Genomic DNA, 24,788 nt, shown 5'->3' with positions numbered 1-24,788 from the left:
TAACATATTAATTATCCATATCGCGCAACGAATTGCGCGATTGTTCCGGCCTTCTCCCTCCAATGTTTGGAGAGAGCCCTTCATGGATTGTCGGGCGAAGCCATGCCCGGGCCGCCGCATCTCCAGGAACCTTTCGCATTCGCGGCAGGTTGGAGGCGAACCCGAATCCTGGCCCGGCCGAGCCCGGGGGCCTCCCTCGGGACCGGGCTCCAGTTTTCGTTGGTGGGATTTTTCGAGGCTGGAGCGAAAATTTCTCCGGCGGTCAAACCGGACCGTGTCGGGGCAAAGGGAGGCCAGACAATGAAAAAGGCTCCCGGCGCATGGCGCGGGAGCCTCGTTGATGCGCGGCTTCCCCCATTCTCAGGAGGGGCCCGGTCGAGCCTACATGGTGTCCTTGGCCTTCATGGGGATCTTCAGCTTGGGGTTGAGCTTCTTGGCGGCCTTGAAGTCGGCCTTGGCCTCGGCGGTCTTGTCCACGGCCATGTAGCTCACGCCCCGGTTGTAGAGGTATCCGGCCTGGATGATGCTCGGCTGGGACAGTTCGATGGCCTTGGTCAGGTCCTTGATGGCGGCGTCATGCTTGTTGAGCATGGCCAGGGCGCGGGCGCGGTTGTACAGCGTGTTCGCCACGTCCGGGCGCAGCTCCAGTGACTTGTCGAAATCCTTCACGGCCTCTTCGGGCATCTTGGTGTTGGCGTAGCAGGATCCCCTGTCGGCGTAGGCGTTGGGCAGGATGTCCTTGCTGGTCTTGGGGTTGTCGATGATGGCGGTCATGGCTTCAATGCCAGCCTTCCACTTGCGGGCGTTCACCAGCTCCACTGCCTTGGCGTAATCCGAGCTCATCTGCTGCTGCTCGGACATCGTGCCCTTCTTCTTGGCGGCGAACGCTGGCGCGGCGCACACGCAAACGGCCAGCACGAACAACAGGATGATGGATCTGCTTCTCATGCGGGTTCCTCCTGAGAGAGTGTTTGAGGGGACTACCTTCAATATCTGCACAATTTAGCCCCCGGCGGCAAGCACTATTCCACGCGGCAAATCGCCCCCGGCGGGGACTCCTCAATTGACCGGCCTGTGCCCCTGGCGTACAAGCCTGTGACAGCGCTTCCACCCACCGAGCCCTCCCATGCCAGTCCAGAACCTCTCCGCCACCATGACGCACGCGGCCATCCCGGGCGGCGTCGAGCTGCGGCTTTCAGGCCGCCTGGACGCAACCGGCGTTGCCCGGCTCTGGACCAAAGCCGCGCAGGCGGCCGCCGGACCGGGCTCTGTCATGCGCGTCGACGCCAGCGAGGTGAACTTCTGCGACGGCTCCGGCCTGGCCCTGCTGCTGGAGCTGCGCCGCCAGGCCGAACTGCACGGCGCCTCCTTCACCCTGACCGGCCTGGAGCGGCGCTTCCGCATCCTGTTCGACCAGTTCTCACCAGCGGACGTGGCGCCGCCGCCGACCCCGCGCCAGCGTCCAGGCCTGGCCGAGGAGGTGGGCCGCAAGACCGCCGTGCTCCTGGAGGACATGGCCTCCATCGTGGCCTTCGTGGGCGAGTTCTGCGCGGCCTTCGCCGCCGCCCTGGCCAACCCGCGCCGGGTGCGCTGGCGCGACGCCATTCACGTGGCCGAAACCGCCGGTGCCAACGCCCTGCCCATCATCGTGCTCATCGGCTTCCTCATGGGCCTCATCATGGCCTTCCAGTCCGCCATGCCCCTGCGCCGCTTCGGCGCGGAGATCTTCGTGGCCAACCTGCTGGGGCTCTCCATGCTGCGGGAGCTCGGCCCCCTGGTCACGGCCATCATCCTGGCCGGGCGCTCCGGCTCGGCCTTCGCGGCCGAGCTGGGCACCATGAACGTCAACGAGGAGATCAGCGCCCTCAAGACCATGGGGCTGGACCCGGTGCGCTTCCTGGTGGTCACCCGGGTGGGCGCGGCCATGGCCGTCACACCGCTGCTGACCCTGTTCTTCAACCTGGCCGGGCTCATCGGCGGAGCCCTGGTGATGCTCTCCCTGGGCTATCCCCTGGCGGCCTTCGTCAACCAGGTGCAGATGTCCGTGCATCTCCCCGATTTGATGGGGGGGCTGTTCAAGTCCTGCGCGTTCAGCCTGCTGGTCTGCGCCATCGGCTGCCAGCGCGGGCTGCGCACCAGCGGCGGGGCCAGCTCCGTGGGCAGCGCCACCACCAGCGCCGTGGTGGCGGGCATCATCCTGGTGGCCGTGGCCGACGGCGTGTTCGCCGTGACCTTCTACTCCCTGGGCTGGTGATGGAAGCGCCCGCCGTCGTCGTCTCCAACCTGTACGCCGGCTACGGCGGCGAAGCCGTGTTGCGCGATGTGAGCTTCGAGGCCGCGCGCGGCGAGGTGACCGTGATTCTGGGCGGGTCGGGCTGCGGCAAGAGCACCCTGCTCAAGCACATGATCGGGCTGCACCAGCCCCTGAGCGGGCACGTGTTCATTGAAGGGCGCGACATCACCACGGCCAGGGGGCGCGAGCGCAAGCGCATCCTGCGCAGCTTCGGCGTGACCTACCAGTCCGGCGCGCTGTTCGGCTCGCTGACCCTCATGGAGAACGTCTGCCTGCCCCTGGAGGAGTTCACCCGCCTGCCCCTGGCCGCCCGCGAGGCCGTGGCCCGGGTGAAGCTGGCCCAGGTGGGGCTTTCCGGGGCGGAGCACAAGCTGCCTTCGGAGCTTTCGGGCGGCATGCAGAAGCGCGCGGCCATCGCCCGGGCCATGGCCCTGGACCCGGCCATCCTCTTTCTGGACGAGCCCCAGGCCGGGCTCGATCCCGTGACCTCGGCCGGGCTGGACGAGCTGATCCTCTCGCTGTCGCGCAACCTGGGCATCACCTTCGTCATCGTCAGCCACGAGCTGGCCAGCATTTTCGCCATCGCGGACCAGGCCGTCATGCTCGACGCCCAGGCCAAGGGCGTCATCGCCCAGGGGCCTCCGGCGCTGCTGCGCGACACGTCCGCCAACCCCAAAGTCCGTCAATTCTTCAACCGCACGCCGACCCCGGAGCCGTGAGGAGAGCATGAGCGCCCCGTCCAACTACTTCAAACTGGGCCTGTTCGTCATAGGCTCGGTCACGCTGCTGGTCCTGGCCCTGATTTTCTTCGGGATCGGCGCGCTACGCCAGGACAAGATCATGCTGGAGACCTACTTCAACGAGTCCGTGCAGGGCATCGACGTGGGCTCCCCCCTGAAATTCAAGGGCGTGAAGATCGGCTCCATCGAGCGGGTGCGCTTCGTGTTCAACAAGTACCACGACATCAAGGACGTGCCCTTCCGCTACGTGCTGGTGGAAATGGCCCTGGACCCCGGCACCCCGCTGGCCGCGGGGGGGGCTTCCAACCTGCGCGAGGCCCTGGATCGCGAGGTGGCCAACGGGCTGCGCATCCGCATCGCGCCCCAGGGGCTCACGGGCACCGCCTACCTGGAGATGGACTACGCCAGGAGCGGGGCGAGCAAGCCCCTGCCCATCGACTGGATCCCGCAATACCCCTACGTGCCCTCTTCCCCCAGCACCATCGCCCGCCTGGAGGAGACCTTCGAGACCTTCTCCAAGCTCTTGCGCAAGATCGACGAGGCCGGGGTGGACCAGGCCGTGGGCAACATCAACTCCCTGCTGGTGGTGCTGCGCGAGGCCGTGAAGGACGCCAACGTCCCCGGGCTCACCGGCAACGTCAACTCGCTCATCCAGGACCTGCGCGGCACCAACCAGCAGCTCGCGGCCCTGATCGAAAGCAAGGAGGCCCGCGAATCCCTGGCCAACCTGGGGCAGCTGCTCAACAACCTGAACGTCTCCACCCAGAACCTGCCCCAGGCCGTTTCCGACCTGCGCCGCTTCCTGCGGGAGCTGGGCCTGCTCATGGGCAGCCAGCGCGACGAGGTGCAGGAGCTGCTGCAGCAGGGCAAGCGCATGATGGAAAACCTCAACGACCTCACCGGCGACGCCAAGCGCAACCCCTCGCGCCTGATCTTCGGGGCCCCGCCGGCCAAGGTGCACCCGGAGAAGCGATGAGAACGCCGCTCAAAGCCCTGATCCTGTGCCTGGCGGCCGCGACGCTCGCGGCCTGCGCGGCTTCGCCCCTTTCCCGCCCTGCCCCGGACCGCAGGCTCTTCAACATCTCGGCCCAGCGCCCCGAAACGGCTCCGGCCCCCAAAGCCTCAACCGTGCTCAAGGTGCGCCCCCTGCAGATCAACCCGGCCTTCCAGGGCAAGGAGATGGTCTACCGCCTGGGCGATTCGCGCTTCGACTCGGACTACTACAACACCTTCTTCACCCAGCCCGCGCAGAACCTCACGGGGCAGGCGCGCCAGTGGCTGGGCCGCGCGGGCCTGTTCGGCAACGTGGTGGATTCCACCAGCCAGGTGGCGGACACGCACCTGCTGGAGGGCATGGTCAACGCCCTCTACGGCGACTTCACGGACCAGGGCGCCCCCAAGGCCGTGCTGGAGATCCAGTTCTTCCTGGTGAGCAACAAGGGGGAGGCCTACACGGTGCTTTTCGAGAAGGATTATTCCAGGACGGTGGCCTTCCAGCCGGGCGGAAACGACGCCGCGGCCCTGGCCCGGGCCTACAACACGGCCCTGGCGGAGATACTGGCGGAACTGGAGGGGGACATCAGGCAGGCCCTGGCCAACCCCTCGAAATAGCCGCAAAGGCTTCTGCGGATCTCCCGGCCTGATGCCGCAACGGCGAAACCCTCGCGGGCATGGAGCACGCGAGGGTTTCGCCTTTCATCCGGAGACGCCGGGGGGGCCGGTTGCCCGTAAGGCTCAACTCCAGAATGTGACGACCTTCTCCGGGGTCTCGCGCTCCCTGAGCACGCGCGCCCTGCCGCCCTCCACGCCCACGACCTTGGGCATCTGGCGGCTGTTGTAGCGCGACCACATGCCCAGGGTGTAGGCCCCGGTGTCGCGGATGAGGATGAAGTCTCCCGGCTCCACCTCCGCCAGCGGGGCCAGGCGGGACGGAAAATCCCCGGAGAAGCACAGCGGCCCTGCCACGTGCCAGTCCTCCACGGGGCCGGATTTGAGCGAGCCGTCCGGGTTGGCGGCGGCCATCTCGTGATGCCAGGTATCAGGGGCATAGCAGGGCCGCAGGAACATGTCCGCGCCCAGGTGGATCACCGCGGTGCGGTGCCCGGGCTGGCGCTTGGCGTACTCCACGCGGCTCGCGGCCACTCCGGCGGCGGCGAACACGGCCCGCCCGAACTCCGTGACCAGCTCCATCTCGCCGGTGAACAGCTCCGGGCAGCGCTGCCGCAGCAGGGCGGCGTAGTCCGCGAAGCCGGGCGCGGGGTTTTCCGGGCGGTAGGTGGCGGGGAGGCCCCCGCCGATGTCGAAGCGGCGGATGCGCCCCTGGCCGCAGACCGCCTCGATGTCCGCGCGCAGGTCCAGCACGGCGCGCACGCCCGAGGCCATCAGTTCGAGCGGGCAGCCCTGCGAGCCCACATGCAGGTGCAGGGCCGTGAGCCAGGGCCGGTCCGCGTAGGTTTGCACGATCTCGGCCCGTTTCTCGATGGGTTCCCCGAACTTGGAATAGTGCCCGGCCACGCTGGTGGCCGCTATGGCCCCCTGCCCCACCTGCGGGTTCACGCGCAGCCCCACGGCTCCCCTGGGCTTCGCGCCCGCCAGCAGCGCGTCCAGGCGCGCAAGTTCCTGAAAGTTGTCCGCGTTGAGGCCCACGCCCAGCTCCAGGGCCTCCCTGATCTCGGCCACGGTCTTGGCCGGGGAGTCGAACACCACCCGCTCCGGCGGGCAGCCGCTGGCCAGGGCGATGCGCAGCTCCGGCAGGGAGGCGGCCTCCAGGCCCGCGCCGGCGTCGGCCAGGCGGTCCAGCAGCCAGGGGAAGGGGGCGGCCTTCACGGCCACCGCGTGCAGGGTGGAGGCGGGGAAGGCCAGGTCCAGCTCCTGGAGGCGGGCGTCCAGGCCGTCCAGGTCGTAGAGCAGGACGGCGGAGTCTTCCCCGTCCAGCACGCCCTGCTCCAGGGCGGCGCGCAACAGGGCCGAGGCCCGCTCGAACGGCGCGGCGGGCGCGATCATCCGGCCTCGGTGTCGAAGGTGTAGCCCTTCTCTTCGAAGAGCCGCACGCAGACGTCCACCGCCTCGGGGTCGTAGAGTTCGCCCCTGTTGGCGCGGATCTCGCCCAAGGCGCGGTTCAGGCCCAGGGCTGCGCGGTAGGGCCTGTGCGAGCTCATGGCCTCCACCACGTCGGCCACGGAGAGGATCTTGGACTCGGGGAGCAGTTGGTCCGCGCGCAGGCCGAAGGGGTAGCCGGTGCCGTTGATGCGCTCGTGGTGCTCCAGAACCATGCGGGCCACGGGCCAGGGAAAGGGGATGTGTTCCAGGATTTCGTGCCCCACCTCGGCGTGGGTCTTTATCAGGCCCATCTCGATGGAGGTGAGCGTCGAGGGCTTCGCCAGTATTTCCGCAGGGATGTAGATTTTCCCGATGTCGTGCAGCAGCCCCGCCACACGCAGGCCATGCACCTTCTCCTCCGCGAGCCCCATCTCCTGCGCTATGGCGCAGGCCAGTGCGGAGACGCGCTGCTGGTGGCCCGCGGTGTAGGGGTCGCGCTTCTCGGCCGTGACGGCCAGCGCCGAGACCGTGGCCTCCAGCGTGCGGTTGAGCGAGGCCACGTACTCGTGCATCTTATGCTCGGCGCGAACCCTTTCGGAGATGTCGCGGCAGACCATGACCGTGCCGATGCGCGCGCCCCAGTCGTCCAGGATGGGGGAGACCGTGGCCTCTATGGGCAGCTCCGCCCCGTCCACGCAGCTCAGCGTGCAGGTGTGGCTGCCCGTGGCGGTCAGGGCGCAGTCCTCCTGCCTGAAAAGCTCCGGCACGGACTTGCCCACGGCCTGCTCCAGCGTGGTGCCGAGCATCTGCTCGGCCACGGGATTGATGTACTGCACCAGCCCGGCCGGGCCGGTGGTGACCACCGCGTCGCCCAGGCTTTTGAGCGTGGTGCCCAGCCAACGCTCGGAGAGCATCAGCTTGCAGTCCGTCTCGTACTTGTAGACCGCCATCTCGATGGTGGTCTGGAGCTCGCGGTCCTCGAAGGGCTTGATGATGTAGCCGAAGGGGTTGGTGATCTTGGCCCGGCTCAGGGTCTGCTGATCGGCGTAGGCCGTGAGGTAGACCACCGGAATGTCGAAATTCTCGCGGATGAGGGTCGCGGCTTCTATGCCGTCCATGCCGCCGGGAAGCATGATGTCCATGAGAACCAGATCCGGACGCATGTCGCCCGAGCGGGCCACCGCCTCTTCCCCGGTGCCCACCATGGCCACCACCTGATAGCCCAGGTGTGTCAGCCTGTTGCGGATGTCCAGGGCCACGATGGCCTCGTCCTCGACGACCAGGATGCGCCTGTTGCCCATTTTGCCTCCTAGCCTGCAAGTTCCCTAAGCGCCCGGGCAAGGTCCGGATGCTTGAACGTGAAGCCCAGTTCCGAGAGCCGCGCGGGCACGGCCCTGCATCCGGCCAGAAAAACGTCGTCGGCCATTTCGCCGAACACCAGGCGCAAGAGCGGCGCGGGTGCGGGCAGCCAGCACGGCCTGGAGAGCGCGGCCCCGAGAGCCCGGCAGAACTCCAGGTTGCTGACGGTCCGCGGCGCGGCGAGGTTGAAGGGGCCGGAGGCCTCTTCGCGCTCCATCAGGAACATGATCGCGCGGACCTCGTCCTCGAGGTGGATCCAGGGGAAGCCCTGGCTCCCGTCGCCAAGCGGCCCCCCGGCGAAAAATCTGAACTGCGGCAGCATCTTGGCCAGGATGCCGCCGCCGCGCCCGAGCACCAGCCCGGAGCGGATCACGGCGCGGCGCACGCCCAGCGCCTCCACTGGCGCGCTCGCGGCCTCCCACTGGCGGCAGACCTCCGCCAGGAAGCCGCCCCCCGAAGGGTGGGACTCGTCCACCGCCGCATCGCGCGTGTCGCCGTAGTAGCCCACTGCCGAGGCCTGAACCAGCACGCCGGGCAGCACGCCCGAGGCGCGCTTCACATGCTCCGCGGCCTGGAGCATGGCCCGGCCCGCGTTCACCCTGCTCTCCAGGATGGACTTCCTGCGTTTGGCCGTCCAGGGGCCCGCGGCCACGTTCTCGCCGGTGAGGTTCACCAGGGCGGCCGCACCGTCCGCCAGATGCCCCCAGCCGTTCGCGGTGAGCCCGTCCCAGGTGACGAATTCCGGGCGGCCGGTCGAGGCGGGGCGCGACGCCCCCCGCGTGAGCACCTGCACCCGCCAGCCGGAGGCCGCAAGCGCAGCGCACAGGGCGCGGCCGATGAAGCCGCTGCCGCCGGCTACGATCACGCGTTTCGAACTCGCATCCATGTCCGTGCCCCTCCACGCCTCGCCCGGCCCTCGGGGCCGGATGCTCAATAGGAGAAGTCGAGCTGGTACTTCACCGGCGGAACCACGTCGAAATTCCAGAAGAAGACCGTGCTCTTCACCCACTCGGGCACCTCGCGGCGCACCAGCCGGATCTCCAGGGAGAGCGAATAGGTGAAGCCGCGCTCCATCTGGCTCCACTCGCCCAGGTCCATGGAGAGGGTGCCCCAGGCCTCCTTCATGAGCAGGCCCACGTCGCGCCCGCGATAGTGCTCCTGCCTTCTGGATGGCAGCACGATCTGGTAGGGGCCGCCCTCGTGCAGCACCAGTTCGCTGGACATTTCCGCCCGGGCCACGTCCTTGTTCCAGACGTAATCGCGCTTGCGGCCAAGCACCGCCTTGCACTCCAGGGCCAGCACCTCGCCGCGCGTGAGGGCCTCGCGCACGGCCTCCTCGGCCTTGATGTCCAGCCCGAAGCGCACCTTCACGCGGCCTTCCTGGTTGTCCACCACCAGGTTGGTGAGCGTGATGCGCTGCGCGTGCGCCGTCACGGGCCAGGCGGCGAGCCCGGACACCATGAGCATGAAGAGGAACAGCACGATTCGGCGCATGGACATTCCCGCGGTTTTCTCTGGCGCAATCGCCCCCACTTTGCCTAGCGCATGGGCCGGGCTTTGACAACAGCCATCGGCGGCGATAGCCTGCCTGAACACGATGAATCGCTTGAAACTTTTGTTCGTGGGCGAGGCCAAGGCCCCTTGGGCCGCCGAAGCCGCCCGCCACTACCTCGAGGCCCTCAACCGCTACGTGCGTTGCGAGGTGGTCTGCACCCGCGACGTCAAGGACGCCAAGGACAAGACCCAGCGCATGCGCCGCGAGGGCCAGGCCCTGCTCGCATCCGTCACCGCGCGCGACCGGGTGATCGGCCTGGACGAGGGCGGCAGGGCCCACGGCTCCAAAGGGCTCTCGGCCAAGCTCTCCACCTGGCTGGAGGACCCGGGCCGCGCCCCCTGCTTCGTTGTGGGAGGCCCCTTCGGCTTCAGCCCCGAGGTGCGCGAGCGCTTCGACGAAACCATGAGCCTGGGCCCCTACACCCTGCCCCACGACCTGGCCCGCGTGGTCCTTCTGGAGCAGCTCTACCGGGGCATGACCATATTGGCCAAACACCCGTACCATCACGACTAGGCACGACTAGGCACGATTAGGCACAAATAAGCACGAATAAGGACACGCAGCCATGCCCATGTTCGACACGAAATATCTGGACAAGCTGGAGGCCTACTTCGCCTCGGGCGACCTGGAGATGGATTTCGAATACGCCGACGAGGAAAAACGCGGGCGCATCCTGGATTTCCTGGAAAAGCTCATGAACCTGGCCGACCAGGCAGACGTGCTGGCCACCAAGCTCATCTTCAAGGATTCCCTTCAGGAGATGTTCGGCGAGAAGACCCAGCAGTAGCCCGTGCGCCCACGGCTGGGATAGGCCCGCGACAAGGCCAGCCCGTACCCGTGGGGGATCGGGCCGTCCGGTGTTTCCTCATTGGAGAAGACCACCACCAGGGGGAGCTTCCCGCCGCGCGCGTGCCGCGCGGCCGTGCCCAGGAACTCCGGCCAGGGTTGGAAGGCCCTGGAGAGGCACACGTCCGCCTCGCGGTGCAGGGCCTCGCAGCGCCCCTCGAACACCTCGGTGCGCGGCAGGCGCAGCATGGCCAGGCACTGCCGCAGGAAGGCCACGCGCTTGGCCCTGGGCTCGATGAGCACATAGCTCCCCGCCTGCCAGAACACGCGCAGCGGCACCCCCGGGATGCCAGCCCCGGCCCCGAAATCCAGGGTCACGGGGTTCTCGGGCAGGTCGAGCCCGGCCAGCAGATCCGCCAGGTGCCAGCTGTCCGCCACCAGCTCCTCCAGCATGGCCCGCCAGGTGCGCGGGCCCACCAGGTTGGTGCGGGCGTTCCATTTCTCCAGAAGGCCGAGATACGCGGCCAGGGCCTGAGCCTGGGCTTCGTCCAGGGTACGGCCCAGTTCCTGGGCGGCCTGGGCCACTTGCCTGGGGTCGGGATTGCCATGCTGCATGCGCCGGGGTATGGCCCAAGAATTGACGCCCGTCAAAGGATGCTCTACCAACGCGGCGGACCGACACCGCCTGCAAGGAGCTTGCAACCGTGACCACCACCCCCTGCGCTACCGCAGTTCTCTTCCCCGGACAGGGTTCCCAGGAAAAAGGCATGGGCCGCGACCTGGCCGAGGCCGACGCCGACAGCATGGAGCTCTGGAAGACCGCCGAGAAGGTCTCCGGCCTGAAGCTGCGCGACATATACTGGGACGGCGACGACGCCTCCATGGCCGACACCCGCAACCTCCAGCCAGCCATGACGGTGACGACCCTGAACCTCTGGCGCGCGGTGGCCAAGAAGATTTCCCCCATGGGCATGGCCGGGCACAGCCTGGGCGAATACGCCGCCCTGGCCGCAGCCGGTGCGCTGCCCGCCGCCCAGGTGCTGGAGCTGGTCAGCCTGCGCGGCAGGCTCATGGCCGAGGCCGGGGGCGCTGACGGGGCCATGGCCGCCATCCTCAAGGTGTCGCTGGCCGACGTGGAGTCCATCGTGGCCCGCGCCGCCGAAGCCACGGGCGGCACCCTGCTGGTGGCCAACTACAACACCCCCGGGCAGTACGTGATCTCCGGCCGCAAGGACGCAGTGGACCAGGCCGCCGGGCTCTGCAAGGAAGTGAAGGGCCGGGCCATCCCCCTGGCGGTGAGCGGCGCGTTCCACTCCCCCATGATGGCCGAGGCCGCCGCCGAGCTGGCCAAGGTGCTGGAGAAGGCCGACTGGCGCGCCCCCTCCGTGCCGGTGTACTGCAACGTCACGGGCGCGGCCGAGGCCGACCCCATGGCGCTCAAGGGCCTGCTTTCCCGCCAGATGACCTCCTCCGTGCGCTGGATCGACACCGTGGGCGCCCTCTACGCGGACGGCGCGCGCCACTTCGTGGAGATCGGCCCCAAGGGCGTGCTGACCAAGATGGTCAAGCCCAACCTGGAGGGCAAGGACGACTTCAGCGCCGTCTCCGTGGCCGGCCTGGAGGCCGCGCAGGCCTACCAGCCCTGCTGAGGCGGCCCAGCCCGGAATTGACCGCAGCCCCGCGCGCGGCCGGAGCCAACGCTCCCGCCGCGCGCACAACGTGAGCGCCCCCGCGGGCATACAACGAGACACCGAGCACCATGCGCGCAATCACCCATCTCAAGTCGCTTCTGGAATCCATTCTCTCCGAAATGGGCGCCGCCTGGCCCGAGAAAGCCAGCATCGAGCCCCCCAAGGACAAGAAGTTCGGCGACATGGCCTGCAACGTGGCCATGCTCACGGCGGGGAAGCTTAACAAAAAGCCCCGCGACCTTGCCGAGGAGCTGCGCGCGGCCCTGCTGGCGGCCGACCCCTCGCTCTCCAAGGTGGAGGTGGCCGGGCCGGGCTTCTTGAACGTCACCTTCGCCCCCGCCTTCTGGCATAGCACGGTGACGCAGATCCTCGGGGAAGCAGACGCCTACGGCAAGCAGGATACGGGCAAGGGCCGCAAGGTGCAGGTGGAGTACGTCTCCGCCAACCCCACCGGCCCCCTGCACATCGGGCACGGGCGCGGCGCGGCCGTGGGCGACAGTTTGGCCAGGCTGCTGCGGGCCACCGGGCACGAGGTCTCCACCGAATATTACATCAACGACGCGGGCCGCCAGATGCGCCTGCTCGGCATGTCCATCTGGGTTCGCCTGCTGGAAGTGCTGGAGAAGCCCGTCACCTACCCCGAGGACTGGTACAAGGGCGGCTACATCATCGACCTGGCCCGCGAGGTCATCGCCCTGCACGGGCCCTCCATCGCGGACATGGACCCCGAGAAGGCCCAGGACATCTGCTACGAGTACGGCATGAAGTCCATCCTGGACGGCATCAAGAAGGATCTGGCCGAGTTCCGCGTGGAGCATCAGGTCTGGTTCTCCGAGAAGTCCCTGGTGGCCGGGGGCGAGGTGGAGTCCACCCTGGCCGAACTGCACGAGAAGGGCCTGGCCTACGACCAGGAGGGCGCGCTCTGGATGGCCACCTCCCGGTTCGGCGACGACAAGGACCGCGTGCTGCGCAAGTCCACCGGGGAGCTGACCTATTTCGCCTCCGACATCGCCTACCACGCCAACAAGTACCGCCGGGGCTTCGACACCGTGGTGGACATCTGGGGCGCGGACCACCACGGCTACGTGCCCCGCATGAAGGCCGCCGTGCAGGCCATGGGCCGCGACCCCGAAGACCTCAAGGTGATCCTGGTGCAGCTCGTCAACCTGCTGCGCGGGGGCGAGCAGATCGCCATGTCCACGCGCGCGGGCCAGTTCGAGACCCTGGCCGACGTCTGCGCCGAGACGGGCGTGGACGCCGCGCGCTTCATGTTCCTCTCCCGCAAGTCAGACAGCCACCTGGACTTCGACCTGGAGCTGGTCAAGCAGCGCACCATGGACAACCCCGTCTACTACGTGCAGTACGCCCACGCCCGCATCTGCTCGCTGTTCGCCAAGGCCGAAGAGCGCGGCGTGGCCATGCCCAAACCCGCCCCGGAGCTGCTGGCCCGGCTGGACACCCCCGAAGACCTTGACCTGCTGCGCATGCTGGAGCAGTATCCCGACACCCTGGCCAGCGCCGCCCAGACCATGAGCCCCCACGTGGTGAGCTTCTACCTGCGCGAGCTGGCCGGCCTGCTGCACAGATACTACACGGCCCACCCGGTACTGGCCGCTCCCGACCAGGAGCTCATGGCCGCGAGGATGCTCATCCTGGCGGCGGTGGCCCAGGTCGTGCGCAACGGCCTTGATCTGCTTGGCGTGGCCGCCCCGGAAAAAATGTAGACGGAGCATTGCATGAAGGTCGTCGACCGCATGAAGGCCCAGAAGTCCCAGGACGAAGGCCCCCGCAAATTCGTCAAGGAATTCACGGTATCGAGCCTGGTGTCCTATGGTGTGGTCGCCGGGCTGGGCATCATCTGGGTGTTCATCCTGGGCGTCTTGGTGGGGCGCGGCTACAAGCCGGAGAACGCCGTGCCGCAGGTGGCCCAGATCATGCCTTCGGCCCAGCCCCAGGCCCAGCAGCCCGAGAACAAGGAGCCGCCGCAGGTGCTCAAGCCCGAGGAGCTGGGCTTCATGGACAGCCTCCAGGGCAAGAAGCCGCCCGAGACCGTCACGGTGGACTCCACCAAGAAGGGCCCGGAACAGCCCGCGCAGCCCCCGGCCGCGCAGGCTCCGGGAGTAGCGCCCACGCCCTCCACCCTGGAGAAGACCCCCGCCCCCCTGCCCAAGGGACAGGTGGCCACGGCCCCGGCCCAACCGGACAAGAAGGCCGCCCCCATGGACGCGGGCAAGCACAAGGATGAGAAGGCCGGCAAGGCCAAGGACGAGAAGCCCTCGAAGGGCAAGGACGAGAAGGCCAAGGGCAAGGACGAGAAGGCCGCCAAGGCCGAGGGCGGAACGCTGCGCTGCGTCTACCAGCTGGCCTCCATGGATAAGAAGAGCCAGGCCCAGGAGGAAGCCGACCGCTTCGCCAAGAAGGGCCTGAAGGCCTCCGTGCAGGAGGCCCACGTGGGCGGAAAGACCGTCTGGCGGGTGGTTGCGACGCTCAAGGGCACCGAGTCCGAGATCAAATCCTCCCTGGATAAGGCGGGCGCAAAAAAGCCTATACTTCGCGAGAAAAAAAACTTATGAGACGGCTCCCCCGCTAGCGGGGAGGCTCTCCCATGGAGGACGATGAATGTTCGGACAAACGTTTGTCCCGACCAAGGCTTTTTTCACCAAGGGCATTGGCCGTCACAAAAATAAGCTGCAGTCTTTCGAGCTGGCCCTGCGCGACGCGGGCATCGAAAAACTGAACCTGGTCTATGTGTCGAGCATATACCCGCCCAACTGCACCCTTTTGACCATGGAAGAGGGCGTGACGCTGCTCAACCCTGGCCAGATCACCTTCTGCGTCATGGCCCGCAACGCCACCGACGAGAAGGGACGCCTGGTCGGCTCCGCCGTGGGTATGGCCTTCCCCGCCAGCAAGGACCACTACGGCTACATCTCCGAGCACACCGCCTTCGGCAAGGAAGAGAAGGAAATCGGCGACTTCGCCGAGGATCTGGCCTCCACCATGCTGGCCACCACCATGGGCATCGACTTCGACCCCGAGTCCGCCTATGACGAACGCCGCGAGATCTACATGATGTCCGGCAAGATCATCGAATCCACCTCGCTGCCCAGCGTCACGCAGGGCAGGAGCGGCATGTGGACCACTACCATCTCCGCGGTGGTCTTCCTGCCCTAGGCTCGGGCAACCCATTAAACGACGACGCCCCGCACACGCGGGGCGTTTTCGTTTGGAGCGCGCAGCCATGAAAACCGCCCTCTGCCTGCTGAACGCCGCCTGGGTCGCCCTGGCCCGCCTGGGGCGGCTGACCCCGTTCGGGAGGCTGAAGCGCCCCAAAGCTCCGGCCCAGGGCGGAACGCCCAAGACCGGCTCGGGTGCGGGCGGCCAGCCCGGCCCGGCCCCGGCCCAGAACGGCACGGCCAAGGCCGGTTCATGTGCGGGCGGCCAGCCCGGGCCCGTCACGGACCACTTCGACGGCAAACGCTTCCGCAACCCCTGGGGGGACGCCGAGCGCTCCTTCCCGGACCTGCTGCGCTGGATGTTCTCGCGCGGGTCCGTGCCGTGGCCTGCGCGGGTGCCCGTCCGGGTGCGGCACGTCCCGCCTGAGCGCGTGCACGGTGAGGGCCTGCGCGTCACAGTGGTGGGCCACGCCACCGTGCTCATCCAGACAGGCGGGGTGAACATCCTCACGGACCCGGTCTGGTCGGAGCACGCCGGGCCGCTGGGCGTGTTCGGGCCTAAACGCACGCGCGAACCGGGCCTGCCCCTGGAGGCGCTGCCGCCCATCGACGCGGTGCTCGTCACCCACAACCACTACGACCACCTGGACCTGAAAACTTTGGCGGCCTTGCAGCGCCTGCACGCCCCGCGCTTCATCGCGCCGCTGGGCAACTGCGGGCTCATGGCGCAGGGGAGCGGCGGCATGGACTGCACCGAGCTGGACTGGTGGCGGGGTGTGGAGCTTGCCCCCGGGGTGCGGGTGCACGCCGCGCCCGCGCACCATTGGTCAGCCAGGGGCATACTGGATCGGCGCGACGCCCTGTGGGGCTCCTTCGTGATCGAGGCCCCGGGCGGGCCGCTCGTCTTCTTCGGGGACACGGGCTACGGCGAGGGCCAGGCATTTAGACTGATACGGGAGAGGTTCGGGGATGTGCGGCTGGCGCTCCTGCCCATTGGGGCCTACGAGCCCCGATGGTTCATGTCCGGGGCGCACATGAACCCGGAGGAGGCCGTGCTGGCCATGCGGGACCTGGGCGCGAGGCGGGCGATCGCCCTGCACCACGGGGTGTTCAAGCTCACCGACGAAGGGATCGGCCAGCCGCTGGTGGATTTGCGGGCGGCGCTTAAAAAGCATGGGGTGGAGGAAGGGGTGTTCTTGACGCCGGAAGTGGGGGAAGGGTTAACTATGTAAATAGGTACCCGGCTCAGAAACACTCTCCATTCAGCCTACAACATCTTCTTGATAATACCAAACAGCTCTTCGAATTTTATAAACAACGACAAGACAAGAAGAACAATGCCAGACAGCGAGTAAATCCAGTGATCCTTGACAAGCTCGACAAGCACCTCCGGAGTAAATCCATGGTGTTGGAACCATGATGTATTTGTTTTCAATGTTCCATTCACGGCACGCTCAAACAAGTTAGCGAGGGTATCTACTTTACGAAGCGTTGAGAGATGAAGTTTAACAAATTCTCGCCGCTCAAATGCCTCTGCTTCTTCTGCTCCAGACAAGTAATCTTTTGTCGTGATGTCGTTCAATGAAATTATTGAATTCAGCCTTGGATGCTGAACATAATTAGCTCCATATAAGCTCACCATTGCGCGAGCCAAATCAAATTTCTTTTCTTCTGCGACAAGCTCTGGAACCCCACCAAGAACCCTATATCTAAGCTCTAAAGCTGCAAAACCATAGCCGACGTCTCTCATATTCCAGTGTACCCACTGACAATGCTGATGCGTCTTAATGAATTCATAAAATCTACGCAGTAGCTCCTTTTCAAGCTTGTCATATTCAGAATCTATAGACGAAAAATCAATATGTTCTTCCTCTGCGATGAGCGTTAATGAAAAAGAAACCGTCTGCCCTGATCCAAAGTTCCTCACAGCTATGGCTGTCACTCGCGGGGACACACCGTCAACTTTTTCATAGAAACTCTCACACGAGTAGTGCACAATTAATACGTGATCCGACTGCCCCAACATATCGGCCATTTGCTTCTGAAGTAATTTCCTCTTTTTCAATCTTATTAGCTCTTTACCCATGTCATCCTCCTCCAAAGCAAGTCAGACATTTCGCCTTCGCTATTCGGCGAAGAGGTACTGCATATCTGCTATGCTTTCCAATTAAAATGGCCAACTCTCCCCAGAAGTAACCTCCATTGCCCCCGCGCCGGGTTTTGGGTATCCCCTCCCCCATGACGGCCAAACAACGCGCCCCCATTATTTTCGAGCGCCTGCGCGTTCGCTACCCCTCCACCGTCCCGGCGCTGGACCATCACAACGCCTGGGAGCTGCTGGTGGCCACGGTGCTGGCCGCCCAGTGCACCGACGCCCGCGTGAACATGGTCACCCCGGTGCTCTTCTCGCGCTGGCCCGGCCCGGCGGACATCGCAGCCGCCAGCCAGGAGGATGTGGAGGAGGTCGTTCGCTCCACGGGCTTCTTCCGCAACAAGGCCAAGAACCTGATCGCCGCGGGCAAGCGCGTCACCGAGCACTTCGGCGGGGAAGTCCCCCGCAGCATGGCCGAGCTCACCACCCTGCCCGGCGTGGCCCGCAAGACGGCCAACATCGTGCTCTCCAACAGCTTCGGCATCCACGAGGGCATCGCGGTGGACACCCACGTGACGCGGCTGGCCTTCCGCCTGGGCCTGACCAAGTCCGACGACCCGGTGAAGATCGAGCGCGACCTGATGCCCCTCTACCCCCGCGAGCACTGGGGCGAGATCAACCACCTGCTGGTCTATTTCGGACGGGAGGTCTGCGACGCGCGCAAGCCAAAATGCCCCGCCTGTGAACTCAACGACATCTGCCCGAAAAACGGCGTGAACCCCAAATAGCGATATTCATGAGCACACCCGGAACCTTCACCGTCAACGCCCAGGACGGCCCCGCCCGCCTGGGCGAGCTGCACACCGCCCACGGCGTGGTGCGCACCCCGGCCTTCATGCCCGTGGGCACACTCGGCACCGTGAAATCCCTCTGCCCGCAGGACCTGCGGGAGGCGGGCTCCCAGATCATCCTGGGCAACACCTACCACCTCTACCTGCGGCCCGGCGACGAGCTGGTGGCCCGGCGCGGCGGCCTGCATAAGTTCATGCGCTGGGACGGCCCCATCCTCACCGACTCGGGCGGGTTCCAAGTGTTCTCGCTCTCCTCGCTGCGCAAACTGACCCCGGACGGGGTGGAGTTCCGCTCCCACCTGGACGGCTCCAAGCACTTCTTCTCCCCCGAGAAGGTGCTGGACATCCAGCGCAACCTGGGCTCGGACATCATGATGGTGCTGGACGAGTGCGTGCCCTACGGCGCGGACCACGCCTACACCGAAAAATCCCTGGACCTGACCCACGCCTGGGCCAAACGCTCCCGCGAGAACCACGAGCCCGGCCGCAACGGGCAGCTGCTCTTCGGCATCGTGCAGGGCGGCTTCTTCAAGGACCTGCGCGAGCGCTCCGCCGAGGCCATCTGCTCCATGGGCTTCGAGGGCCACGCCATCGGCGGGCTCTCGGTGGGCGAATCCACGGCCGAGATGTACGAGCTCATGGCCCACACCGCTCCGCTGCTGCCGGCCGAAAAGCCCCGCTACCTCATGGGCGTGGGCAAGCCCCTGGACATCCTGGAGGGCATCGCCAACGGCATCGACATGTTCGACTGCGTGCTGCCAACGCGCAACGCCCGCACGGGCACGCTGTTCACCAGCCAGGGCCAACTCAACATCAAGCGCGCCGAGTTCAAGGAGGACGACTCCCCCCTGGACCCCCAGTGCTCCTGCTACACCTGCCGCACCTTCTCCCGCGCGTACCTGCGCCACCTGTTCGTGGCCCAGGAGCTTTTGAGCTACCGGCTCAACTCCATCCACAACGTGCACTTCTTCCTGGAACTCACGCGCGGCGCGCGCGAGGCCATCGCCCAGGGCGGCTTCGAGGCCTACCACGCGCACTGGCGTGGCGTTTTCGGCGGAGGGACCGAGTGAAGCGCCCGGCCCTGCGAGCGGTATTCCACGTGGCGGAGCACCTGCTGCTGGCGGGCGCCATCGCCGCCGTGGCCCTGCTGCTCACCGCCGGGTACTGGCTCCAGGCCGGGGACACGCCCGAACACTCGGACGCCATGGTGGTTCTCGGCGGCGACTTCCTGCGCCCCATCTACGCGGCGGAGCTCTACCAACTGGGCATGGCGGACAAGGTCTACGTGGGGCGCACCCACCGCAAGCCGGGCGAGCGCGCCCTGGACCAGAACCTGGTGGCCTACCCCCGCGAGGAGGAGGTCTACCGCGCGGTGCTGCGCAAGAAGGGCGTGCCCGCCACGGCCATCGAATACTATGGGGACGACCTGCTCTCCACCGTGCAGGAGGCCGAAGCCCTCCAGGCGCAGATAGGCCCCGGCCCGGGCAAGCTGCTGGTCGTCACCTCGCCCTGGCACGTGCGGCGGGCGCGCATGATCTTCAAGGATGTGCTTCCCGGCTGGGAGATCCGCGTGGCCGGAGCCCCGCAGGAGGCGCTGCGCACCGCCTGGTGGAGCGGGCAGGAGTCCGCCCGGATGGTGATGCTGGAGTTCCCCAAGACGGTCTACTACCTGCTGGGGGGCAGGTTCCGCTCCTCCCAATCCCCCGCCAGCTAACAGCCCGCTGCAAAAGCCGATTCTTGCAGCCTGTTCAATGAAATCGCTGGCAAGGCGCAAGAAAAAGCCAAGGCCGAAGCGTAGTTGGCATACGTGAGGGTTTGGCTTTTTTGCGGCAACACAGCCAGCGAGGATTTTTCAACAGGCTGCCAAGCCCTACCCGGCCATCCCTGCCAGAATGTCCTGCGCGCTGGCCTGCTCCAGGGGCCTGGCGTGCAGGTAGCCCTGTTGCAGCCCGCAACCCAATTCCACCAGCAGCTCGCTCTGGCGGCGCGTCTCCACTCCCTCGGCCACCACGTCCAGCCCCAAGGCCTGGGACATGGTCACGATGGCCTTGACCACCGCCAGGTTGGCCGGGCTCTGCTCCATGGACATGACGATGGAGAGGTCGATCTTCAGGTCGGAGACGGGCAGGCGCGTCATGAGCGCCAGGTTGGAGTAGCCCGTGCCGAAATCGTCGATGGAGAGCCGCACCCCCATGCGGGAGAGCTCCCGCAGGCGCTCCACCGCCTGGGGGCTGCTGTCCATGATGGCGGTCTCGGTGATCTCCAGGTGCAGCTGGCCCGGCTTGAGGCCGTAGCGGTCGATCACCTCCCGGACCAGGCCGAAGAAGCCCGGGTCGCCCAACTGCCTGGGGGACACGTTCACGGAGAGGAAGACCTCCTCGCTGGCCGGCAGCGAGCCGCGCCACTGGGCCAGTGTGCCGCAGGCCGTCTCCAGCACCCAGCGCCCCAGCTTGACGATGAGCCCCGTCTCCTCGGCGGTGCGGATGAACTCGGCGGGAGAGATGTCGCCGCGTTCGGGGTGCCGCCAGCGGCAGAGCACCTCGAAGCCCACCACGCGGTCGGCCCGGCCCGCGTCCACGATGGGCTGGAAGGCTAGGCGCATCTGGCCCTCTGCCAGGGCCAGGGGCAGCTCCTGCTCAAGGAAGCGCACGGCGTTGATGTTCTCCAGCAGGCGCTTGGTGAACACCTTGGGCCACTTCTTGCGCGACTCCTTGGCGTTGTGCATGGCCAGGTTGGCGTTGCGGATCAGCTCGTCCGGGGTGGAGCGCGGCCCGGGGTTGATCTCGATGCCGATGGAGGCGCTGGTGGAGACGGTCATGCCGTCCACCCGCACCGGGGCGTCCAGGGCGTTGAACAGCCGGAAGGCCAGACGCACGGCCTCCCGCGCGGAGGCGATGCCCCGCACCAGCACGATGAATTCGTCTCCGCCGTAGCGGGCCAGGGTGTCCCCTTCGCGGAGTATCTCCCGGAACCGGGCGGAGACCTCCTTCAGGATTGCGTCCCCGGCGGCGTGCCCCAGGCTGTCGTTGATGACCTTGAAGCGGTTGAGGTCCACGAAGAGCACTGCGAAGCGCTCCCCGGGGTTGCGCTTGCACCAGGCCAGGGCCTGCCCGATGCGGTCCAGCAGCAGTGTCCGGTTGGCGAGCCCGGTCAGGGGGTCGTGCAGGGCCATGTGGCGCAGGCGCTCCTCCATGGCGTTGCGCTCCGTGATGTCGCGCCCCTCGGCGATGAAGAGCACGGGCTCGTCCGCGTCGTTCATGACGGCCTTGAGGGTGAAGTCCACCTGCAGGAGCCTGCCCCCGGGGCCTGTATGGCTCGTCTCGAAGCGCACGAGGTCGCCGGCGGCGGCCTCCTTGACGGCCTGGCGCATCTGGAGCTGTTTCTTGGGGTCGTCGCTCCACCAGGGGGTGTTCCAGAAGTACTGGCCGCGCACGTCGTCCAGGCTCACCCCGGCCGCGGCCAGCGCGGCGGGGTTGGCGGCGATCAGCCTGCCGTCGGGGCTGAGCAGCCCGAAAAGCTCCAGGGAGTGGTCGAACATGGTGCGGAATTTCTGTTCGCTCTCGCGCAGGGCAGCTTCCGCCGCCCGGCGCTCGCTGTCGCGGCGAAGCAGGTTCCCGGCCATCTCGTCGAAGGTGCCGGCCAGCACGCCCAGTTCGCCGCCGAGGGTGTCCAGCCCGGTGCGGGCCGAGAGGTCGCCCCCGCCCAGACGCCTGGCCGCGCCCACCAGCCTGGAGGCCGGGCCGCCCAGGCTGTAGCGTCCCAGCACGAAGGCCAATGCCAGCGAGACCGCCGCCGCGCAGGCCAGGAACGTCAGGTTGCGCAGGAAGCTGCGCTCGCTGCGCTCCAGCAGGTCGGCCTCGGGGATGGCCAGGATGAGCGTGGCGTAGAAGGGGCCGGTGTCGGTGAGGGAGAGCCGTCTGAAGAAGAAGCGGCGGAGCTTGTTGTCCGCGCCGATCTCCGTGAATTCGCCGGAAAAGCCCCCCTGGTCCAGCCGGGCGATGATGTTGGCCGCGATGGGGGTGCCCTCGGGCAGGTTGGGCAGGGCCGGGCGGCGCATGAGCCGGATGCCCTTGTTGTCCACAAGGACCACCGCCGTGCCTTTGGGCAGCTGGATGCGGTCGAGGTACTGCTCGGGCAGGACCATGCGCAGCGTGGCGATGACCGCCCCGTTGAAGCGCCCTTCCTTGTCGAAGCGCGGCAGCGCGAAATGGAAGGAGGGCTGGCTGGTGCTCATGCTGTAGGCGAACTCGCCCGCGCTGAACCCCATGGTCTCGCGCAGGGTTGTCCAGTAGAGCCGCTCGGCCACAGAGGCTCCCTGCGGCACCGGCTTGGCGCCCGCCCGCAGGATGCCGTCCTTGTCCGCCACGGCGAACGTCAGGTATTCGTTGTTGGATTGCAGGAACTCGCGCAGCACCTGGTTCTGCTGCTCCACGTCGTCCGGGTCGACGGACTTCAGGATGGAGTCGATAGCTGTGAGCAGATGCTTTGTCTTGTCGGACATCTGCCGCTGCATCACGACGACCGCTTCCGAGACGTTATACAGATCCTGCAGGGTATCCTGAGTGAAATATTCGACCTGTTCAATGGAGATGAGAAAGAGGAGGAACAAGGCAGGAGCAGCGGCCACGGCCGCCACGAGGTAGAGCCCTCGGCCGATGTGCCCCGTCAGCAGAGTACGGCGGGTCATGGAGGCGATACGGCCGGTTCGGAACATCATGAATCCTGGGACAGCTGTATGACACAGGCGGATGCGGATTCGCCGCAACCGGTTTCCAAGCCTCGAGAAGTAGTCCGAATGCCATGCGAAATTCTTCCCAAGGCATAGCCAATACGCCACCCGAAATCCAGCCTGAAAACCGGGCCTGGGGGCGTTGCGCCCCGGCGGCGCGTCTCCACGATTGAAAAAGACGCGCCCGGCGCCGCCCCGCATTTGCGGGCTGCGCCGGGCTGCGGTTCAAGGCGGGTCAGTCTCGCTGGCGCTAGGCCGCGCCCTGGTTCAGCACGAACCCCTTGTTGGAGGGGCCCGTGGAGGAAGGCGTGCCCGCGATCTTGGAGAGGTAGGTGTCGCCCAGGGTGGCGATGTGGGTGTTGATGTTGTCGAAGTAATTGTAGTGCAGCTGCTCTTCCTCGATGATGGCGTCGAACAGCTTCACGCTCACGTTGTCGCCCATCTCGCGGCACACGGCCAGGAAGCCGTTGTAGGCGTCGATGGTGTCGTCCTCCAGGTTGGAGTCGAAGGGGTAGATGGCGCGAACCTCCTGCCCCTTGTTCACCACGGCGTCGAAGGAGCTGCACGGTTCGCCGCCCAGTTCCTTGATGCGCTCGGCGAAACGCTCGGCGTGGCGCATCTCGTCGATGGCGATGAGCTTCATGTTCATGGCCAGTTCGCCGTAATCCATGTTGTCCAGGTTGTAGTGCTGGTTCATGTACTGGGTGATGGCGAAGAGCTCCATGGCCCTGGCCGTGTTCAGCGCCTCGATCACCTTCTGCTTGCGTGCTTCCCTATCCGCCATGTGCTCGCTCCTGTGCTTGGATTGCCGTTTCGGGTGCTCCGGCCTCCGCCGTCCGGTCGGGCCGGTTTTCAGGCATTGTTACCCCATTTTCCCGGCGAACCCAAGAAGCAACTGCGCCGCGCGCTGCTTGACGAAAACCCCGCCCCGGACGACAAGGCGGGCATGGACCGGAATCCCGCCACGGAGGTCAGCCGCATGGCCGCGACGCGCATCGAATCGGACAGCATGGGCAGCGTGGAAGTGCCCGAGGACCGTTACTGGGGCGCGCAGACGCAGCGCTCGCTGGAGCACTTCAGCATCGGCCGGGAACGCATGCCCCTGGAGGTGGTCCACGCCCTGGCCCTGGTCAAGCTGGCCTCGGCCCGGGCCAACCGCGCCCTGGGCAAGCTGGACGCGGCCCGCGCGGAGCTCATCGAGCGGGCCGCGAAAGAGGTGGCGGAAGGGATGTTCGACGAGCACTTCCCCCTGCGCATCTACCAGACCGGCAGCGGCACCCAGACCAACATGAACGTCAACGAGGTGATCGCCAACCGCTGCTCCGAGCTTGCGGGCAAGCCGCTGGGCTCCAAGGCGCCCGTGCACCCCAACGACCACGTGAACATGTCCCACTCCACCAACGACGCCTTCCCGGCGGCCATGTACATGGCGGCGGCCCTGGGCCTGGAGCGCGGGCTGCTGCCCGCCGTGGAGCGCCTGCGGGCCTCGCTGGCGGCAAAGGCGGCCCAATGGGGGGGCATCGTGAAGATCGGGCGCACCCACCTGCAGGACGCCGTGCCCATGACCCTGGGGCAGGAGTTCTCGGGCTACGCGGCCATGCTGGCCGAGGCCTCCGAACGCCTGCGCTCCGTGCTGCCGGGGTTGGGCCGCCTGGCCCTGGGCGGCTCGGCCGTGGGCACCGGGCTCAACACCCCGCCGGGCTATGCCCGGCTGGCCGTGGCGGAGATCGCGGCCCTCACGGACCACCCCTTCAGCGTGGCCCCGAACCTGTTCGCGGCCATGGGCGCGCACGACGCTCTGGTGATGGCCAGCGGGGCGATACGCACCCTGGCGGTGTCGCTGTGCAAGATCGCCGGGGACGTGCGCCTTCTGGGCAGCGGGCCGCGCGCGGGCCTTTTCGAGATCATCCTCCCCGCCAACGAGCCGGGCTCCTCCATCATGCCGGGCAAGGTCAACCCCACGCAGTGCGAGGCCGTGACCATGGCCGCCCTGCAGTGCATGGGCCACGACGCGGCCGTGGCCGCCGCCGGGGCGGGCGGCATCCTGGAGATCAACCTCTACAAGCCCCTGATGATATACAACGTGATGCAGAGCATCGCCGTACTCGCGGACTGCTGCCTCAACTTCGCCCGATACTGCGTGGACGGGCTGGAGCCCAACAGGGCGAGGATCGACTCCTTCCTCAAGGATTCGCTCATGCTGGTCACCGCGCTCTCGCCCAGCATCGGCTACGACAAGGCCGCGCAGGTGGCGCACCACGCCCACACGCGCGGCGTCGCCCTGAAGCATGCGGCCCTGGAGCTGGGCTTCGTGAACGAGGAGGAGTTCGACCGGCTGGTGGACGCCTACGCCATGGCGCACCCGCATGCGGATGAGGAGGATTGAACCGGGAAGGACGAGATGCCGGGCCTCCGGCGGGCTCCGGGCAGAAACCCGGCCGTCAGCAGGCTATGGAGGATAAACAGGCCGTACCGGG

Annotated in this window: 24 protein-coding genes; 15 read left to right on the top strand and 9 right to left on the bottom strand. The window is 66.8% G+C overall.

Annotated elements, in window-relative coordinates; genetic code table 11:
* Nucleotides 1–381 precede the first annotated feature (381 nt).
* Nucleotides 382–948, bottom strand: a complete 567-nt coding sequence (locus MLE27_RS04285) for a tetratricopeptide repeat protein (RefSeq protein WP_243310648.1) — start codon at nucleotides 946–948, stop codon at nucleotides 382–384.
* 178 nt (nucleotides 949–1,126) lie between these two features.
* Here MLE27_RS04285 and MLE27_RS04280 point away from each other — a divergent pair, with 178 nt between their 5' ends.
* The 4 genes from MLE27_RS04280 to MLE27_RS04265 are packed head-to-tail and all read left to right on the top strand — an operon-like array spanning nucleotide 1,127 to nucleotide 4,644.
* Nucleotides 1,127–2,254, top strand: a complete 1,128-nt coding sequence (locus tag MLE27_RS04280) for an ABC transporter permease (RefSeq protein WP_243310647.1) — start codon at nucleotides 1,127–1,129, stop codon at nucleotides 2,252–2,254.
* Nucleotides 2,254–3,012 carry an ABC transporter ATP-binding protein gene (locus MLE27_RS04275; RefSeq protein ID WP_243310646.1) on the top strand — a complete coding sequence of 253 codons (759 nt, stop codon included), beginning with the start codon at nucleotides 2,254–2,256 and terminating at the stop codon, nucleotides 3,010–3,012. Before MLE27_RS04280 ends, MLE27_RS04275 begins: the two co-directional genes overlap by 1 nt.
* 7 nt (nucleotides 3,013–3,019) lie before the next feature.
* Nucleotides 3,020–4,009, top strand: a complete 990-nt coding sequence (locus tag MLE27_RS04270; RefSeq protein ID WP_243310645.1) for an MlaD family protein — start codon at nucleotides 3,020–3,022, stop codon at nucleotides 4,007–4,009.
* The gene (locus MLE27_RS04265) at nucleotides 4,006–4,644 is read left to right on the top strand and encodes an ABC-type transport auxiliary lipoprotein family protein (protein WP_243310644.1); all 639 of its coding nucleotides are present in this window, start codon (nucleotides 4,006–4,008) and stop codon (nucleotides 4,642–4,644) included. Before MLE27_RS04270 ends, MLE27_RS04265 begins: the two co-directional genes overlap by 4 nt.
* A 123-nt stretch (nucleotides 4,645–4,767) precedes the next feature.
* Here MLE27_RS04265 and MLE27_RS04260 read toward each other — a convergent pair whose 3' ends face one another.
* The 4 genes from MLE27_RS04260 to MLE27_RS04245 are packed head-to-tail and all read right to left on the bottom strand — an operon-like array spanning nucleotide 4,768 to nucleotide 8,931.
* Nucleotides 4,768–6,036, bottom strand: a complete 1,269-nt coding sequence (locus MLE27_RS04260; protein WP_243310643.1) for a type III PLP-dependent enzyme domain-containing protein — start codon at nucleotides 6,034–6,036, stop codon at nucleotides 4,768–4,770.
* Nucleotides 6,033–7,373 carry an HD domain-containing phosphohydrolase gene (locus MLE27_RS04255; RefSeq protein ID WP_243310642.1) on the bottom strand — a complete coding sequence of 447 codons (1,341 nt, stop codon included), beginning with the start codon at nucleotides 7,371–7,373 and terminating at the stop codon, nucleotides 6,033–6,035. Before MLE27_RS04255 ends, MLE27_RS04260 begins: the two co-directional genes overlap by 4 nt.
* An 8-nt stretch (nucleotides 7,374–7,381) precedes the next feature.
* Nucleotides 7,382–8,317, bottom strand: coding sequence for a TIGR01777 family oxidoreductase (locus MLE27_RS04250; RefSeq protein WP_243310641.1), 936 nt, complete (start codon nucleotides 8,315–8,317; stop codon nucleotides 7,382–7,384).
* A 44-nt stretch (nucleotides 8,318–8,361) separates the two neighbouring features.
* A complete protein-coding gene (locus MLE27_RS04245; protein WP_243310640.1) occupies nucleotides 8,362–8,931 on the bottom strand; it encodes a DUF4390 domain-containing protein in 570 nt (189 codons plus the stop codon).
* Between the two features lie 97 nt (nucleotides 8,932–9,028).
* Here MLE27_RS04245 and MLE27_RS04240 point away from each other — a divergent pair, with 97 nt between their 5' ends.
* Together MLE27_RS04240 and MLE27_RS04235 are read left to right on the top strand one after the other, a co-directional pair.
* A complete protein-coding gene (locus MLE27_RS04240) occupies nucleotides 9,029–9,499 on the top strand; it encodes a 23S rRNA (pseudouridine(1915)-N(3))-methyltransferase RlmH (RefSeq protein ID WP_243310639.1) in 471 nt (156 codons plus the stop codon).
* 52 nt (nucleotides 9,500–9,551) lie between these two features.
* Complete coding sequence (locus tag MLE27_RS04235) at nucleotides 9,552–9,773, top strand: hypothetical protein (RefSeq protein ID WP_336605582.1); 222 nt, start codon at nucleotides 9,552–9,554, stop codon at nucleotides 9,771–9,773.
* Here MLE27_RS04235 and MLE27_RS04230 read toward each other — a convergent pair.
* A complete protein-coding gene (locus tag MLE27_RS04230; protein ID WP_243310638.1) occupies nucleotides 9,740–10,387 on the bottom strand; it encodes a 16S rRNA (guanine(527)-N(7))-methyltransferase RsmG in 648 nt (215 codons plus the stop codon). The two genes, MLE27_RS04235 and MLE27_RS04230, sit on opposite strands and share 34 nt — an antisense overlap.
* Before the next feature lie 89 nt (nucleotides 10,388–10,476).
* On the opposite strand from MLE27_RS04230, the gene MLE27_RS04225 reads away from it, so the two are divergent.
* The 5 genes from MLE27_RS04225 to MLE27_RS04205 all read left to right on the top strand — a co-directional run bounded on the left by MLE27_RS04225 (nucleotide 10,477) and on the right by MLE27_RS04205 (nucleotide 15,871).
* Complete coding sequence (locus MLE27_RS04225; RefSeq protein WP_341482499.1) at nucleotides 10,477–11,421, top strand: ACP S-malonyltransferase; 945 nt, start codon at nucleotides 10,477–10,479, stop codon at nucleotides 11,419–11,421.
* 110 nt (nucleotides 11,422–11,531) lie between these two features.
* A complete protein-coding gene (gene argS, locus MLE27_RS04220) occupies nucleotides 11,532–13,187 on the top strand; it encodes an arginine--tRNA ligase (RefSeq protein ID WP_243310637.1) in 1,656 nt (551 codons plus the stop codon).
* Nucleotides 13,188–13,199: 12 nt separating this feature from the next.
* Complete coding sequence (locus tag MLE27_RS04215) at nucleotides 13,200–14,036, top strand: SPOR domain-containing protein (protein WP_243310636.1); 837 nt, start codon at nucleotides 13,200–13,202, stop codon at nucleotides 14,034–14,036.
* A gap of 46 nt (nucleotides 14,037–14,082) precedes the next feature.
* Entirely contained in the window at nucleotides 14,083–14,637 is a 555-nt protein-coding gene (locus MLE27_RS04210) for a pyruvoyl-dependent arginine decarboxylase (RefSeq protein ID WP_243310635.1), read from the top strand.
* Nucleotides 14,638–14,704: 67 nt separating this feature from the next.
* Nucleotides 14,705–15,871: an MBL fold metallo-hydrolase gene (locus MLE27_RS04205; protein ID WP_243310634.1), complete on the top strand. Its 1,167-nt coding sequence runs from the start codon at nucleotides 14,705–14,707 to the stop codon at nucleotides 15,869–15,871.
* A 35-nt stretch (nucleotides 15,872–15,906) separates the two neighbouring features.
* Here the strand turns inward: MLE27_RS04205 and MLE27_RS04200 are convergent, their stop codons facing one another.
* Nucleotides 15,907–16,725, bottom strand: a complete 819-nt coding sequence (locus MLE27_RS04200) for a hypothetical protein (protein WP_243310633.1) — start codon at nucleotides 16,723–16,725, stop codon at nucleotides 15,907–15,909.
* A 152-nt stretch (nucleotides 16,726–16,877) separates the two neighbouring features.
* Here MLE27_RS04200 and nth point away from each other — a divergent pair, with 152 nt between their 5' ends.
* The 3 genes from nth to MLE27_RS04185 are packed head-to-tail and all read left to right on the top strand — an operon-like array spanning nucleotide 16,878 to nucleotide 19,296.
* Nucleotides 16,878–17,519, top strand: a complete 642-nt coding sequence (nth, locus tag MLE27_RS04195; RefSeq protein ID WP_243310632.1) for an endonuclease III — start codon at nucleotides 16,878–16,880, stop codon at nucleotides 17,517–17,519.
* A gap of 8 nt (nucleotides 17,520–17,527) precedes the next feature.
* Nucleotides 17,528–18,652: a tRNA guanosine(34) transglycosylase Tgt gene (tgt, locus tag MLE27_RS04190; protein WP_243310631.1), complete on the top strand. Its 1,125-nt coding sequence runs from the start codon at nucleotides 17,528–17,530 to the stop codon at nucleotides 18,650–18,652.
* Nucleotides 18,649–19,296, top strand: a complete 648-nt coding sequence (locus tag MLE27_RS04185) for a YdcF family protein (protein ID WP_243310630.1) — start codon at nucleotides 18,649–18,651, stop codon at nucleotides 19,294–19,296. The genes tgt and MLE27_RS04185 overlap by 4 nt, the downstream gene beginning before the upstream one ends.
* Nucleotides 19,297–19,452: 156 nt before the next feature.
* Here MLE27_RS04185 and MLE27_RS04180 read toward each other — a convergent pair whose 3' ends face one another.
* Nucleotides 19,453–22,296, bottom strand: coding sequence for a bifunctional diguanylate cyclase/phosphodiesterase (locus tag MLE27_RS04180; RefSeq protein ID WP_243310629.1), 2,844 nt, complete (start codon nucleotides 22,294–22,296; stop codon nucleotides 19,453–19,455).
* A 265-nt stretch (nucleotides 22,297–22,561) separates the two neighbouring features.
* Nucleotides 22,562–23,095, bottom strand: coding sequence for a ferritin-like domain-containing protein (locus MLE27_RS04175; protein WP_243310628.1), 534 nt, complete (start codon nucleotides 23,093–23,095; stop codon nucleotides 22,562–22,564).
* A 195-nt stretch (nucleotides 23,096–23,290) separates the two neighbouring features.
* Here MLE27_RS04175 and fumC point away from each other — a divergent pair, with 195 nt between their 5' ends.
* Nucleotides 23,291–24,697 carry a class II fumarate hydratase gene (fumC, locus tag MLE27_RS04170; protein WP_243310792.1) on the top strand — a complete coding sequence of 469 codons (1,407 nt, stop codon included), beginning with the start codon at nucleotides 23,291–23,293 and terminating at the stop codon, nucleotides 24,695–24,697.
* Nucleotides 24,698–24,788 lie beyond the last annotated feature (91 nt).

It is taken from the genome of Fundidesulfovibrio agrisoli (assembly GCF_022808715.1).
In the GTDB taxonomy this organism is placed as follows: Bacteria; Desulfobacterota; Desulfovibrionia; order Desulfovibrionales; family Desulfovibrionaceae; genus Fundidesulfovibrio; species Fundidesulfovibrio agrisoli.
Note: the sequence above shows the minus strand (reverse complement) of the source record. Positions and strands in the feature narration are given on the sequence as shown.